This window comes from Nocardioides sp. T5 (assembly GCF_048161455.1).
Classification (GTDB): domain Bacteria; phylum Actinomycetota; class Actinomycetes; order Propionibacteriales; family Nocardioidaceae; genus Nocardioides.
The window spans coordinates 412,352-426,513 of sequence record NZ_CP182415.1; the positions used below are offsets into that span (position 1 = coordinate 412,352).

At 73.2% G+C, this 14,162-nt stretch carries 15 protein-coding genes; 7 read left to right on the forward strand and 8 right to left on the reverse strand.

Translation table 11 applies throughout. The features are described 5' to 3' along the window. Positions 1–96 precede the first annotated feature (96 nt). Positions 97–618 (forward strand): nucleoside deaminase, encoded by a 522-nt coding sequence (locus ACNKF0_RS01960; protein WP_416955306.1) that lies wholly within the window; start codon positions 97–99, stop codon positions 616–618. Then, positions 615–2,225, forward strand: a complete 1,611-nt coding sequence (locus ACNKF0_RS01965) for an amidohydrolase (protein ID WP_416955308.1) — start codon at positions 615–617, stop codon at positions 2,223–2,225. Before ACNKF0_RS01960 ends, ACNKF0_RS01965 begins: the two co-directional genes overlap by 4 nt. Positions 2,226–2,265: 40 nt before the next feature. On the opposite strand, the gene ACNKF0_RS01970 is transcribed toward ACNKF0_RS01965, so the two are convergent. After that, positions 2,266–4,965, reverse strand: a complete 2,700-nt coding sequence (locus tag ACNKF0_RS01970) for an ATP-binding protein (protein ID WP_416955310.1) — start codon at positions 4,963–4,965, stop codon at positions 2,266–2,268. Positions 4,966–5,260: 295 nt separating this feature from the next. Between ACNKF0_RS01970 and ACNKF0_RS01975 the strand changes: the two genes are divergently transcribed. After that, entirely contained in the window at positions 5,261–5,737 is a 477-nt protein-coding gene (locus ACNKF0_RS01975) for a PPOX class F420-dependent oxidoreductase (RefSeq protein ID WP_416955312.1), read from the forward strand. A 94-nt stretch (positions 5,738–5,831) separates the two neighbouring features. Beyond that, on the forward strand, positions 5,832–6,422 hold the full coding sequence (locus ACNKF0_RS01980; protein ID WP_416955314.1) for a rhomboid family intramembrane serine protease: 591 nt from the start codon (positions 5,832–5,834) through the stop codon (positions 6,420–6,422). 13 nt (positions 6,423–6,435) lie between these two features. Here the strand turns inward: ACNKF0_RS01980 and ACNKF0_RS01985 are convergent, their stop codons facing one another. From ACNKF0_RS01985 to ACNKF0_RS02005, 5 genes are all read right to left on the reverse strand, one after another. Next, the gene (locus ACNKF0_RS01985) at positions 6,436–7,422 is read right to left on the reverse strand and encodes a cation transporter (protein ID WP_416955316.1); all 987 of its coding nucleotides are present in this window, start codon (positions 7,420–7,422) and stop codon (positions 6,436–6,438) included. Then, on the reverse strand, positions 7,419–7,892 hold the full coding sequence (locus ACNKF0_RS01990; protein WP_416955318.1) for a transporter substrate-binding domain-containing protein: 474 nt from the start codon (positions 7,890–7,892) through the stop codon (positions 7,419–7,421). The genes ACNKF0_RS01985 and ACNKF0_RS01990 overlap by 4 nt, the downstream gene beginning before the upstream one ends. Further along, positions 7,892–9,346, reverse strand: coding sequence for an FAD-dependent oxidoreductase (locus tag ACNKF0_RS01995; RefSeq protein WP_416955320.1), 1,455 nt, complete (start codon positions 9,344–9,346; stop codon positions 7,892–7,894). The genes ACNKF0_RS01990 and ACNKF0_RS01995 overlap by 1 nt, the downstream gene beginning before the upstream one ends. After that, positions 9,343–9,468 carry a hypothetical protein gene (locus ACNKF0_RS02000; RefSeq protein WP_416955322.1) on the reverse strand — a complete coding sequence of 42 codons (126 nt, stop codon included), beginning with the start codon at positions 9,466–9,468 and terminating at the stop codon, positions 9,343–9,345. The genes ACNKF0_RS01995 and ACNKF0_RS02000 overlap by 4 nt, the downstream gene beginning before the upstream one ends. Positions 9,469–9,706: 238 nt before the next feature. Further along, complete coding sequence (locus ACNKF0_RS02005) at positions 9,707–10,381, reverse strand: HAD family hydrolase (RefSeq protein ID WP_416955324.1); 675 nt, start codon at positions 10,379–10,381, stop codon at positions 9,707–9,709. A gap of 130 nt (positions 10,382–10,511) precedes the next feature. On the opposite strand from ACNKF0_RS02005, the gene ACNKF0_RS02010 reads away from it, so the two are divergent. From ACNKF0_RS02010 to ACNKF0_RS02020, 3 genes are read left to right on the forward strand one after another with little or no spacing between them, the layout of a single operon-like run. Next, the gene (locus tag ACNKF0_RS02010; protein ID WP_416955326.1) at positions 10,512–11,174 is read left to right on the forward strand and encodes a hypothetical protein; all 663 of its coding nucleotides are present in this window, start codon (positions 10,512–10,514) and stop codon (positions 11,172–11,174) included. A 54-nt stretch (positions 11,175–11,228) separates the two neighbouring features. Beyond that, positions 11,229–11,906, forward strand: a complete 678-nt coding sequence (locus ACNKF0_RS02015) for a helix-turn-helix transcriptional regulator (protein ID WP_299929152.1) — start codon at positions 11,229–11,231, stop codon at positions 11,904–11,906. Beyond that, a complete protein-coding gene (locus ACNKF0_RS02020; RefSeq protein WP_416955328.1) occupies positions 11,906–12,865 on the forward strand; it encodes a TIGR03557 family F420-dependent LLM class oxidoreductase in 960 nt (319 codons plus the stop codon). The genes ACNKF0_RS02015 and ACNKF0_RS02020 overlap by 1 nt, the downstream gene beginning before the upstream one ends. Before the next feature lie 17 nt (positions 12,866–12,882). Here ACNKF0_RS02020 and ACNKF0_RS02025 read toward each other — a convergent pair whose 3' ends face one another. Continuing rightward, complete coding sequence (locus ACNKF0_RS02025; RefSeq protein ID WP_299929158.1) at positions 12,883–13,344, reverse strand: hypothetical protein; 462 nt, start codon at positions 13,342–13,344, stop codon at positions 12,883–12,885. Positions 13,345–13,396: 52 nt separating this feature from the next. Continuing rightward, positions 13,397–14,134 (reverse strand): GAF and ANTAR domain-containing protein, encoded by a 738-nt coding sequence (locus ACNKF0_RS02030; protein WP_416955331.1) that lies wholly within the window; start codon positions 14,132–14,134, stop codon positions 13,397–13,399. Positions 14,135–14,162: the final 28 nt, after the last annotated feature.

Genomic DNA, 14,162 nt, shown 5'->3' on the forward strand with positions numbered 1-14,162 from the left:
GCCTCGACAGTAGGCAGGCGCTGACACGCGGGAGACCGCCCCAAGGGGTACGGACGGTCCTTGTCGGCCCGTCACCGGATCGACCACATTGGGCCCATGCCACGCGACCAGACCAACCAGCCCCACCTCCCCGGCCTGCCCGACCTCCCCGGCGCGACCGACCACCTCGACCTGTGCCTGCGCCTGGCCGAGCAGGGGTGGGAGGCGGGCAACTCCGCCTTCGGCTCGGTGCTGGTCGACCCGGGCGGGACCGTCCTGCGGACCGGGCACAACGAGGAGGTGTCGCGCGCCGACCCGACGGCGCACCCCGAGCTCGATCTGGCGCAGTGGGCAGCTGCCCACGTGGCTCCGGAGGAGCGCGCGGACCACGTCGTCTACACCTCCGGCGAGCACTGCCCGATGTGCGCCGCCGCCCACGCGTGGGTCGGGCTCGGGCCCGTGGTGTACGCCGCCTCCTCCGCGCAGCTCTCCCGGTGGCGCGCGGAGTGGGGGCTGCCCGCCGCGCCCGTGGCCCCACTGCCGATCACCGAGGTCGCACCCGGCGTGCGGGTGCACGGCCCGGTGCCGCCGTACGACGACCGCATCCGCGCGCTCCACGAGCGCAGCCTCGGTCGATGACCGACCTCGTCCTCACCGGCGCCCGCGTCTTCAACGGCTTCCGCCACCTCGGCGACGTCGGCGACGTGCTGGTGCGCGACGGACGGGTGGCGGCGGTCGGTGGCTCGCTGCGCACGCCGGGGGCCGAGGTCGTCGACTGCGGCGAGGCCCTGCTCCTGCCCGGCTTCACCGACGCGCACGTCCACCCGGTGCAGGGCGGGCTCGAGCGCCTGACCTGCGACCTCAGCGACCTGCCGGTCGACCGCGCCGCCTACCTCGCGCACGTGGCGTCGTACGCCGCCTCGCGTCCCGACCTCGACTGGGTGCAGGGCGGCGGCTGGGCGATGGCCGCGTTCCCCGGCGGGCTCCCGACCGCGGCCGAGCTCGACACCGTCGTCGCCGACCGCCCGGCGGCGCTGGTGAACCGCGACCACCACGGCATGTGGGTCAACGGCCGTGCCCTCGAGGTCGCCGGCATCACCCGCGACACCCCGGACCCGGCCGACGGCCGCGTCGAGCGCGACGCCTCGGGCGAGCCGACCGGCGTGCTGCACGAGGGGGCGATGGACCTCGTTCTCGCGGTGCTCCCGGCGGCGACGGCCGAGGAGCTCCACGCCGGACTGATGGAGGGGCAGCGCCACCTGCTCTCCTTCGGCATCACCGGTTGGCAGGACGCGATCGTCGGCGCGTACGCCGGCATGCAGGACACCGGCCCGACCTACCTGCGCGCCGCCACGTCGGGCGACCTGGTGGCCACCGTGGTCGGGGCGCTGTGGTGGGAGCGCGAGCGCGGCCTGGATCAGGTGGCCGAGCTGGTCGGGAAGCGGGCGGCGTACTCCCACGGGCGCTTCGCCGCGACCTCGGTCAAGATCATGCAGGACGGGGTGGCCGAGAACGGGACGGCCGCGCTCGTCGAGCCCTACCTGGACCGGTGCGGCCACGCGACCACCAACTCGGGCCTCTCCTTCGTCGACCCCGCCGCGTTGCGCGGCATCGTCGGCGCTCTCGACGAGGCCGGCTTCCAGGTCCACGTCCACGGGCTCGGCGACCGCGGCGTGCGCGAGGCGCTCGACGCGCTGGAGGGCACCGAGCCGCTGCGCCGCCACCACGTCGCGCACCTGCAGCTGGTGCACCCGTCCGACGTGCCGCGGTTCGCCGAGCTGCAGGTGGCGGCCAACATCCAGGCGCTGTGGGCCTGCTACGACGACCAGATGGTCGACCTCACCATCCCGTTCCTCGGCGCGGAGCGGGCAGCACGGCAGTACCCCTTCGGCGACCTGCACCGCGCCGGCGCGCGCCTCGTCGCCGGCAGCGACTGGCCGGTCAGCACCCCCGACCCGCTCGAGGCGATGCACGTCGCCGTCCACCGCATGGCCTACGGGGAGTCCGGGCCTGCTGGGAGCGAGCCGTTCCTCCCCGATCAGGCCCTGTCGCTCGAGGTCGCGTTGGCGGCCTACACCTCCGGGTCGGCGTGGGTCTGCCACCGCGACGACGCCGGGATGGTCAAGCCGGGCGCGGTCGCAGACCTCGTCCTGCTCGACCGCGACCCGTTCGACGCCCCCGACGAGGTCGGTGCCGCCCGGGTCGAGCGGGTGTGGGTCGGTGGAGAGCCGGTCGTCGGCGGCTGAACGGCGCCCCGGGACCCCGTGTCGACATCCCCGACCCGGATCATGTGGCGCGTCGGGCAGTTGCCGCGATCGCCTGCGCGAGCGGGACGTGCAGACGGGCGCCGGTCGCTGCCCGCTTGAGCAGCCGGTCGGCAATGGTGCCCTGCCCGTGGCGGAGGGCGACCTCTGCGGCCCGCCAACGGCAGTACGCCGCGTCGTGCGGGCGCCTGATGCGATCCCACTCGGCGGCCGCCGACGCCCAGTCGGCGACCGACTCGGTCCCGTCGATCCGCGAGAGCTCCGCGAGCCACGACTGCCGGGACGCGGGCACCGAGACGTCGCAGTCGGCCACCCCGAACGGGTCCGTCCGGGCCGTTGCCACCGCGGCGCGGAGCTGCTGCACGAGCCGGCGCCGGTCGGATGCGGAGGCGTGCGCCCGGTCGAGCCGTTCCGCGTGTGCTCGAGCGTGCCAGCTGACGAGGGCAGCAGTCATCAGTGCCTGCGTCGGCAGCGTCACCTCCAGGGCCTCGTCGAGGACCCGCAGCGCGGCATCGACCCTCCCCGCCCACAGCTCCACCTCAGCGAGCCACGGGACACCGTCGATCCAGCTCTGGCCGTGCGCCGAGATCTGCGCGGACGCGTCCCGGCACCGGTCGACGGCGCGCTGCGCGTCGCCCTCCCTGAGCTCGATCGAGGCGAGCAGGTAGTGGACGAGGGCGGTGTTCGGGTCCGGCGCCGAGCCCGTCACGGGACGCAACCACTCGCGCGCCGTGCGCACGTCGCCCTGGACGAGGTAGGCCCAGGCGAGGTTGCCGCGCAACAGCACGGCGCAGTTCGAGAGCGTGAGGTCGTACGCCTCGATCTCTTCGAGGGTCGCGCTGGCCATCGCCTCGACCTCGCTGGCCGCGGCGGTGGTGTGGAGCATGACGTCAGTCGTCGTCACCGCGAGCTCGATGTCGGCCATGGGGTCCGGTCGAGCAGATGCGGACAGGAGAGCCTCCCTGCCGATGGCGACGGCTCCCTCCAGGTCGCCGGACCGCATCCTGACCCACATCGAGATGGCGGTCCAGCGACGACGGGACCGCTCGTCGTCGAGCACCCGACCGACCTCCAGTCCACGGCGGAGCTCGATGCGGGCGTCGTCGAACCGCCCGAGCTGCATGAGCGTCGCCACCCGTTCGGCCAGGAGCTCGTCCAGCTGATGTGACGGCGGTTGTCCGTCGAACAGTGCGAGCGCCTCGTCGAGCAGCGCCAGGCCTTGCTGCGGCCGCCCGTCGGCCATCTCGAGAGACGCGGTCCACTGCAGCGCGACCGCCCGCCGCTGGCCGGTCAGCCCCCGCGCGTCGAGTCTCGGCACCAGGCCTCGAGCTGCGTCCAGGTCGCCCAGCTGGCTGGCTGCCTCCAGGGCTCGAACCACCGCGTCCCACGTGTCCACCTCCTCGACGCGCTCCCCGGCGTCCACGAGCTCGAGCACCCGCAGCCACTCGTCGAGCGCTTGGCGCGGAGCGAACCGCTCGTCTGCCCGGCGGGCTGCGGCAACCCGGTGCACGAGCTCCCGGCCGGGACGGTTCGCCGCGCGCCAGTGGCCCGCAACCTCTGCCGGTTCGACGTCCGGCTCGTCGACCAGCACCTCTGCGAGCCGGGAGTGCACCCGCGCGCCCTCGCCGGGGACCAGCCGCCGGTGGATCGCGTCCACGAACAGCGGGTGGGACAGCGCAGCGTCGTCCCCGGGGCCGGTCTCGACGAGCCCGCGCCCGACCAGCGTCCGGAGCGCCTCCTCGAGGGCCTCGGTCTCCATGCCGCCGGCCGTGCTCAGCACCTTCGACCGAAGACGCCGTTGGGCGACGCCGAGCAGTCGCGCCACCCGCCACGAGTCCTCGTCCAGGTCGCCGAGACGCCGGTCGAGCAGGTCGGCCAGGTGTGGTGGAAGCTCGACATCGCTGGGGCTCCCCGCGAGCTGGGCGGTGTAGAGGGGGAGGCCCTGGGATCGAGCGTGGATGCGCTCGGCGTCGGCGGGATCCGGGGCTGAACCGGTGAGCAGCCGGAGCTGCTCGACGCTCTCCTCGAGGGTCAGCGTCTCCAGGTCCACGGTCGTCACCCCGGTCGTCCACCGGACCCGGGTCAACCAGTCGATGTGGTCCTGCGGCACGTCCGGGTCGCCGGTGCGCCAGGTGGCGACGAGAGGCACCGGGGACGAGGCGCTCGTCAGGTGTGCGAGGAGGTCGAGGGTGCTGCGGTCCGCCCACTGGCAGTCCTCGACGTGCAGCGCCACGGGACGGATGGCGGCCATCGCCTGCAACAGCCTGCCGACAGCGGACAGGAGCCGTTCGCCGCCCCAGGGATCCTCTGACGGGGAGCTCGACGGGGCGCCGAGCTCGGGCAGCAGTCGGGCCAGGCTCGAGCCGACGTACGCGGGGCACGCCCGGAGCGCGTTGCCCACCCATCGACCGTCGTCGGTGTCGTGGAGCGTTCGCAGGGCCTCGATGATCGGAAGGAGCGGCACCTCCCGGGACAGGTGCAGGCAGGGGCCGGTGACCACGGTGGTCTCGGACGACGCGGCAGCGGCGCCGACCAGCGCCGTCCTGCCCATGCCCGCCTCGCCCGTGACCAGGAGCAGTCCGGCGCCGTCGGCCAGGTGTCGTCGTACGACGTCGAGCTCCGCGGCCCGGCCGGCGATCGCCACGCCGGGGCGACGGGTCGGATCTTCAGGGGCGGACGCGGCGAGCCAGAGCTCGTGGAACCGGGTGACGTCGCCTCCCATGGCTCGACCAGCAGCTCGACGGTTCCCCAGCTCGGGAGCGTCGGCGACGAGAGGGCCTTCGAGACCGTCGTGTGCGAGACCCCTGTGTCGGCCGCGAGGTGACGAAGGCTCGGCCACCCGGCACGGTGGTGCAGGGTGTGGAGCGCGTCGACCAGCTCCCGGTGGGGACCGGGAGCCAGGTGCGGTCGCGGCAGCGCCCCCATCCGCTCAGAGTCGTCCTGCCGGTGACCGATGTCCACCCGACCGCACGCCGGTCTGGAGCGCGTGCGCGGCACCGGTCGTTAACCTCGGAGCCATGGCTCCGAACATCGCGACGAACACCGAGGTCGGTCTCGACGAGCTGCTGGAGTTCGTACGCCCGCGCCACCGCATGCTGCTGATCACCGAGCGCGCGGACGGCACCCCGCAGGCATCGCCGGTGAGCGGCGGCGTCGACGACAGCGGTCGCATCGTCATCGCGACCTACCCGCAGCGCGCCAAGACGAGCAACGCCCGGCAGCGGCCGAGCGTCTCGGTGGTCGTGCTCTCCGACGAGTGGGACGACGCGTGGGTGCAGGTCGACGGGACGTGCGAGGTGCTCGACGCCAGCGCGGAGGAGGAGGCGCTCGACGCGTTCGTGGAGTACTTCCGCTCCATCGCCGGTGAGCACTCCGACTGGGCGGAGTACCGGCAGGCAATGGTCGACCAGGGCAAGTCGCTGCTCCGCATCACGCCCACCCGCTGGGGCACCGTCTCGACCGGCGGCTTCCCGGCCGAGGTCGCTCCACGCTAGATGTCTGAGGACGTCGCGTACGGATCAGCGGCCCGATTCCGTTCACAGCGTCCTCAGATATCGGGGTTTCACGCGGGATGTCACGATGAAGGGCATGCAGACCACCGCGCGCGAGCCCGCCTGGAAGGGCGCTGCGCTGGTCACCGGCGGGTTCGTCGCGCTGCTGTGGGTGCTCGAGATCTTCGACGCCGCGACGGGCAACCCGCTCGACGCGTACGGCGTCCAGCCCCGCAGCGAGGACGGGCTGGCCGGCGTCGCCTTCGCCCCGACCCTGCACTTCGGCTTCGACCACCTGGTCAGCAACACCGTGCCCGTGCTCGTGCTGGGCTTCCTCACCCTCGCCACCGGCATCACCCGCGGCCTCGCCGCCACCGCGATCATCTGGGTCGTCGGCGGCCTCGGCGTGTGGCTCTTCGCCCAGCCGGGCAGCACCCACGCGGGTGCGTCCGTGCTGATCTTCGGCTGGATCGTCTACCTGATCGTGCGCGGCTTCCTCAACCGCCGCACCACCGAGATCCTGATCGGGGTCGCGGTCTTCCTGCTCTACAGCGGCGCGCTGCTCGGCGTGCTGCCCGGGCAGCCGGGGGTCTCGTGGCAGGGGCACCTCTTCGGTGCCATCGGCGGCTTCCTGGCCGCGCGCCTGCTGACCAACCGGCAGCGCAGCGAGTCGAGCATCGCCTACTGATCGACGCCGGCCGTCAACGTGGGTCCGGGATCGTCTCGGGCAGGTCGCGCACCGGCACCACGACGACGTCGTGGACCTTCCAGTCCAGCTCCCGCAGCACGTCGGCCGCCGCCTCGAGCTGGTCGAGGGTCGGGGTCCGGCCGGAGACGGGCCGCACGAACGACTCGACGTGGAAGACGTGGCCCTGGTCGCGCACGCGGCTGCGGCTGTCGTCGACCCAGGAGAGGCGGGACAGCACCTCGTCGACCCGGTCGGTGAGCGGGTGCGGGTGCGCGTCGTCGTACGTCCGCGCGCGCTCGTCCATCAGCGCGGTGGTCGAGTAGTGCAGGTTGGTCCAGCCGTCGCGCACGATCGAGAGAGAGATGAGCAACGCCGCGCCGGAGTCCGCCCACCACAGCCCGAGGCCGATGCCGAGCACGCCTGCGATGGTGCCGGCGGCCGTCATCCAGTCGGCCTTCTGCATGTCCGCGTCGGCGTAGAGGACCTTGTCGTGGAGCTGCTCGGCGAGCGGCAGCTTCATCCTGCCCAGGATGAACGGGCCGATGCCCGTGTAGACCATGGCCGCCACCATCAGCCAGCCGGCCCAGAAGGTGTGGCCGAGCAGCCGGACGGTGCCGATCGGCGGGTGCTCGGCGCGCAGCAGTCCCATCGCGGACTCCACGGCCAGCAGCAGGCCGACCGTCAGCAGCGCGATGGCCGCGGTGAGGTGTCCGACGCCGGTGGCGCGGTGGAAGCCGTAGGGGTGGTCGGCCGTGGGACGACGTCGACCGAGGCGTACGGCGATCAGGAAGGCCAGCGGTGGCACGAGCGCCAGCGAGTCCTCCACCCAGGCCGTCTTCATCGCCTGCGAGCTGCCGGCCGTCGCGAAGACCACGGCGACGGCGCTCAGCATGTAGAGCAGCGTGATCACCTCGAGCCGCTTGGCCCGGCGCAGCGCGTCGGCCTGCGGCGGTGGCAGCTCGGCGTGCCCGAACCAGTGGCCGGAACCGGCGCGGCTCACGATCGACCGCCGGCGGTGGCTTGGGTGTCGAGCCAGCGCTCGAGCTCGGACTGCAGGGCGTTCTCGCCCATCGGCACCATCATCACGTGCGCCTCGGTGTAGGGCCGGGTCAGGCCGACCTTGTCGACCCACGCGTTGGTGTCGGTGAAGCCGCCGACCGCCAGGTCGATCTCGCCGGCCTCGAAGAGCCGCACGAGCTCCTCCTCGCCGGCGACGGTCCACTCGACCTCGGCGCCGAGGTGGTCGGCGAAGCCGGAGACCAGACGCGGCTCGCGGCCCGTCGGCGGGTCGTCGGCCACGTCGACCCAGCCCGGCCGCGGTGAGGCCCCGGCCCGGAGGACGCCCTCGCTGCGCACCCGATCGAGGGTGCCGTCGGGGTCGGCCGGGAAGTCGTCGGGGACCACGGCTGCGCATCCCGCCAGGAGCAGGAGGGCGGCTGCGAGCATCAGCACGCGGCGGACCTGCGGCATCACTCCACCCGGTCCTCGGCTCCCGCAGCGGCGCCCGGGCGCTTCAGCAGCGGCCGGGTCGCCGGCCCCTCGAGGACGTCACCGTCGCGGGAGAAGCGCGACCCGTGCAGGGGGCAGTCCCACGTGTCCTCGGCGTCGTTCCACTTCAGCAGCCCGCCGAGGTGGGTGCAGACACCGACCACGCCGCACGCGCCGGCCTGGGCCGGGCCGGTGGTGCCCGGCAGCCGCTCGCGGGCGGTGCGGACTGCGCCGGTGACGACGGCGGCGCCCACCCCGAGGTTGATCCGGGCGATCTCGGCGGCGTTCGACGGCGACGGGGACCGCCCGCTGAGGGTCTGCGCCCACGACGGCATCTCGCCGAGGATGTCGGAGGAGATGGCGCGGGCGGCCACGACCGCGTTGGTCATGCCCCACTTCTCGTAACCGGTGGCGACGTGGATCCGGTCGCCGCCCCGCCGGAGCGGCCCGACGTACGGCACCCCGTCGGGGCTGCTGTAGTCCTGGGCCGACCAGTGGTGGGTCTCGGTGGTGGCGGGGTACCACTTCGCCGCCCAGGCCCGCAGCGCCTCGAGGTGGGCGAGGTGGGAGTCCGTACGACCGACGACGTGGCCCGCGCCGCCCACGACGAGCGTCCCGCCGGGGGCGTCGCGCACCGACCGGGCGTCGGAGCCGGCGGAGAGGTACATCCCCTCCATCGGTCCGGCGCCGTCGAGGGCGAGCACGTAGGAGCGCTGCGGCTCGAGCCGGGCGAAGTGCAGGCCGCGGTCGAGGATCGGGGTTCCGGTGGCGAGCACGAGGTGCTCGGCGGCCAGGGTCTCGCCGCCCTCGAGGCGGACGGTCGGTCGGCCGCCCTTCGAGACCGAGCGCACGCGGTGGCCCTGGTGCAGGGTCCCGCCGTGGGCGCGCAGCTGCTCGGCGAGCGCGCCGAGGACGTCCATGGCGTCGAGCTGGGCCTGGTCGGCGAGCGTCGTCGCCGCCACGTGCGGGAACGGCACGTCGAGGGTGTCGCGCCACGCGACGTCCAGGCCGAGCTCGGCGGCGGCCTGGTGCTCCTGCTCGACCGACGAGCGCTCCTGCTCGTCGGCGGCGTACGTCACCGCGGTGCGGCGCTGGACGGGGACGCCGTGGTCGTCGCAGAACCGCAGCAACCACTCCATCCCCTCGCGGTTGGCGTCGACGTAGGCCGCCGCGACGTCCTCGGACTGGTGGCGGCGGATCCGCGAGAGGTGGGTGCCCTGGAGCAGGGAGACCTTGCCGGTGGTCCGGCCCGTGGTGACCGCGCCGACCTGGCGGGCCTCGACGCACGCGACGCGCAGGCCCGCGCGCGCGAGCAGGAGGGCGGTCGTCAGGCCGGTGAGGCCGGCGCCGACGACGAGCGCGTCGAGCGCCTCCCCGGAGCCGGGCAACGGGTCGTCGGCGACGGGGGCGGCGCGGTCGAGCCAGAGCGAGGTCACGATTCGTCCTCGTCGTCGCTCGTCTCGTCGTCGGGTGCGGGCTCAGCGTTGACGGGGTCGGTGTCGAGGTGGGTCTGCGGATCGGTCCAGGGCTCCTGCGACCGGTCGTCGGACGGGCTCATCTCTCCTCCTGGGGGCGGGTGCGGGGGATGTCTGGTGACGCGGTCTCCGTACCCCGTCTCGATCCGATCAATCGGGGGTGTATGGACTCCACCCCTGAGGGGTACATCTCCACACGCGCCGGGAATGTCCCGCACGGTCTCGGCGGCCAGCGCGAGACCCGCCGGTCTTGACCTCCCGTACGCCGTGCGAGGTGACTCCGGCGGGTCTCGTACGTCGCGGGTGTCGCAGGGCGTGTGCTCAGTGCGAGCGCAACGGGCTGTCGTCGAGGCGCTCCAGCAGGTCGCGCGGGCCGTCGTAGACCGCTGACGCACCGGCGGAGGTGAGGCGCTCGGCCGGGACACCGCCGCTGCGCAGGCCGATGCACGACGCGCCGGCGGCCTCGGCCGACAGGACGTCCCACACGGCGTCGCCCACGACGACGGCCTGACCGCCGCCCGCGCGCTCGACGGCCAGCCGGACCATGTCGGGCGCAGGCTTGGTGGCGGCGTCGTCGGAGCCGGTGACGATCGCCGCGAGGTGACGGCGTACGTCGACGAGCTCGAGCAGGTCGTCGACGAGGTCGCTCTCCGAGGAGCTGGCCAGCACCAGCCGGTGCCCCTGGGTGGCCAGCGCCTCCACCAGCTCGGCGGCGCCGTCGAGGGCGCAGACCGTGCGGAGGTGGGAGCGGAAGTAGTCGTCGTGCAGCTTGCGCACGTCCTCGCCCACGGCCGACTCGGCCGGGTCGCCGGCGACGTGGGCGACCAGCCGGTCGCCGCCCATCCCGATCGCCTCGTGGATGCGTACGGCACTGACGTGCAGGCCGACGTCGTGGAAGGCGGCGTTCCAGGCGCTGACGTGCTGGTAGACCGAGTCGACGAGGGTTCCGTCCAGGTCGAGCACGACGACAGGGGGTTGCGAGGTCTCGGCGTTCACGGCAGCGTCGTACCCAGTCGCCCGGAGCCACATGCGCGCGCAGGTGGCCGCCCGGGCGGGTGTGGTGTGGCACCGGGCGGCGGAGGACCATCGAGGGCTCAGGCAACACCGATGTGTCGAGGGGATCGATATGGAGCTGCTGCCGCAGAGTCGGGAGGCGTTGGACGAGTACGGGACGGCGTCCATCGATGACATGGAGGGCTTGCTGCGGGTGATCGAGGGCTGGGCCGTGCGCTCGGTGCCGGACTGCGTCGCCCTGAGCGTGACCCTCCTCGACGAGGACCTGACCTTCACCCTGGTCGACCGGGCGGCGACGGGGGAGCCCCGGCACGACGAGCCCCGCGACGCCGGGCCCGCGCCGCCACCGGGAGAGGTCCACCCGCTCGACGAGCTGGACTGGGCCGACACGGCCCGGGAGCGCGCGTTCGGTGCGATCGCCAGCACCGTGAGCCTGCCGGTGGTGGAGCACGGTCGCGCGGTGCTCAACATCGACCTCTACGCCTCGACCGCCTACGCCTTCCGCGACCGCATCGACGGCCTGGTCGAGGCCCTCGGCGCCTGGCAGGCCGGCGCCGTCACCAACGCGGACCTCGGCTTCGAGACCCTCCGCCGCGCCCAGCAGGCACCCGAGCGGTTGCGCGAGCAGCGTCTCGTCGACGTGGCCGTGGGCCTGGTCGCGGCGCGCATGGCGGTGACCACCGACATGGCGGCGCTGATGCTGCGCGAGTCCGCCGAGCGCGCGGGCGTCTCGGAGTCGGAGGCGGCGTGCGTGGCCCGGGTGCTGCTGGCGTAGACGTCCACCGCCATCGGGGCGTATGCGGCCCGCCCATGGGGGTACTGCACGGCCATGCAGCGACCTACAGCCCCCGTCACCCGTCACGTCAAGGTGGCGATCATGGAGGAGAGCGAGCTGGTCGTCCACGGCCTGCGCACCATGCTCGAGCCCCACTCCGCACTCGTCACCGTCGTGGCGCACCGCGCCGACGGCCCGGCCCCTCTCTGTGACCTCACCCTCTACGAACCCCACCGCCGCTCCGCCGGCGTACGTCCCGCCCCGCAGCGGTTCCCGACCCGGATGGTCGCCTTCGGCTGGGACTGCAGCCCCGAGGCGGTCTCCACCGAGATGTCGCGCGGCGCCGCCGGCTTCGTCAGCAAGTGGCTCCCGGCCCGTCGCCTGGTGTGGAACCTGCTCCAGATCGCCGACGGCCGCGTCGTCGTCGACGCGTGGACCGGCCAGGCCGAGGCGGAGAAGGCAGCAGCCGAGAAGTGGCCGCTCACCCAGCGCGAGACCGAGGTCCTCTCGATGATCGCCTCCGGCAAGGCCAACCGCGACATCGCCGAGGAGACCAACCTCAGCATCAACTCGGTGAAGTCCTACATCCGCGGCGCCTACTCCAAGATCGAGGTCACCTCGCGCTCGCAGGCAGTGCTCTGGGCGATCCAGCACGGTCTGCTCATGGCGCCGGAGAAGCCGGAGAAGCAGGTCGTCCGCCCCCGCGCGGCTGCCCACTCGCTCGCGCGCTGATGACCCGCTTCGGCTACTTCCTGTCCTGCGAGGAGTACGCCCCCGAGGAGCTGCTCGAGCAGGCGCGGCTGGCCGAGCGCGCCGGCTTCGACAGCCTCTGGATCAGCGACCACTTCCACCCGTGGACCAACGCGCAGGGGCAGTCGCCCTTCGTCTGGTCGATGATCGGTGCGGTCGCGCAGGTGTGCGACCTGCCGGTCACCACGGCGGTCACCTGCCCGACCGTGCGCACGCACCCCGCGATCATCGCCCAGGCGGCGGCGACGTCCGCCGTCCTGCTCGGCGAGGGACGCTTCACGCTCGGTGTGGGCACCGGCGAGGCGCTCAACGAGCACGTGCTCGGTGACGTCTGGCCCCACGCCGCGCGTCGGCTGGAGATGCTCGAGGAGGCGGTCGAGGTGATCCGCGAGCTGTGGACGGGCGAGGTGGTCTCCCGTGAGGGCAGGCACTACACCGTCGACACGGCCCGGATCTACACGCTGCCCGACCAGCCGCCGCCGATCTACATGAGCGCGTTCGGGCCGAAGGCGCTCGACGTGGCGTGCCGGATCGCCGACGGCTTCATCACCACCCAGCCCGACGCGGAGTCGGTGCAGACGTTCCGCGCCGCCAAGGGTGCCGATGCGCCCACGCAGGCGGGCTTCAAGGTCGCCTGGGGTCCCACGCGCGACGACGCGATCGATGCGGCGTACGAGCTGTGGCCCAACTCCGGCGTGCCCGGCGAGCTCAGCCAGGTGCTCACCAGCCCGCAGCACTTCGAGCAGGCCAGCGAGCTCGTCACCCGCGACGCGTTCGCCGAAAAGGGCGCCTTCGGGCCCGACGTCGCCGAGCACGTCGAGGCCTACGCGCCGTTCGTCGACGCCGGCTTCGACGAGGTGTACGTCGCCAACATGGGCCCGCACTACGCCGAGATGATCGCGGCCTACGGGTCCGACGTGCTCCCGCAGCTGCGCTCCTAGCGCTGGTCGGCGTCGCCTCAGGCGTCGTACTCGGGGTGGCCCTCGACGTCCGCGGGCCGTGCCTCGTGGCCCTCGCGGCCGCGGGTGCGACGCAGCTCCTTCATCTCCGCCTCGAAGACGTGGCGCTGTCCGTCGACGAGCTCGTCGAGGATGCGCTGGTGCAGCCGCTTGGTGCGGGCGTAGAAGCCGTCGTCGAAGGCCTCGACCATCTGGAACGACCACATGCCCGGGAGCGGGTTCTGTCCGAGCACCTCGCGGTCCAGGGCGTCGGCCAGCTCGCCGTGGCCGGCCTCGCGCACCAGCGCCTCCGCCTCCTCGAAGGTGGACTCGGCGCTGCCCATGAGGCGGTGGAACGCGTAGAGGTGCCCGCGCGCGTCCTCGACGTGGTCGAGCGCGGCCGAGACCTTGCCGACCGCCTCGACGGTCTCGTCGGTGACCCCGTCGGGCCGGCGGTGCTCGGGAGCGGGCTGGTCGTCCATCGTCCAAGGCTGGCAGAGCTCGCTCGCCCGACGCCACCTGCCAACGGGCGGGTCAGTTCGCAGCGGGGTCGGCCCCGACCGGGAGGTCGCGCGTCTGGACGACCTGGGCTGCGAGGTCGCGGAGCTTGACGTTCTGCTGCGACGACAACCGACGCAGCACGTCGAAAGCGCGGTGGTCGTCGAGGCCGAAGCGTTCCATCAGCATCCCGGTGGCCTGGCCGATCAGCGTGCGGGACTCCAGGGCCTGCGCGAGCTGCTCGTCGTGGATCGACCGCGCCAGCGTGACCGCCGCCAGTGCAGCGATGATGCGGCCCTGCTCGACGTCCTCGTCGGTGAACGCGCCGGGCGTCGTGGAGTAGACGTTGAGGGCGCCCCAGGTGCGGTCGGGACGGGTGAAGAGACGGAAGCTGGCGCTCGACCGGATGCCGAGCTCGGTGACCATCGCGCGCCCCCACGAGGGCCACCGCGGATCGGTGGCCAGGTCGTCGACCACGACGGTCTCGTGCTCGAGGATCGCCTCGCGGCACGGACCCTCGCCCAGCTCGTACTGCGCCTCGTCGAGCTGCCGCAGCCTCTCGTCGGTGGCGATGGGCGTGCGGATCCGGTCCCGCTCGACGAGCGAGATGCCGACGTGGTCGCAGGCGGAGAAGAACTCCGGGGTCATCTCGGCGACCCGCTGCAGGGTGTGCGGCGGATCGACCTGGGCGTCGAGGTCGCGCACGGCGTCGGCCAGCTGACGTTCGAAGACGTCGTTGATGGGACACCTACTTCGGGGTGGGGGGACGTCCACCGTCCCACCGCGGGACCTGCGGCGCAAC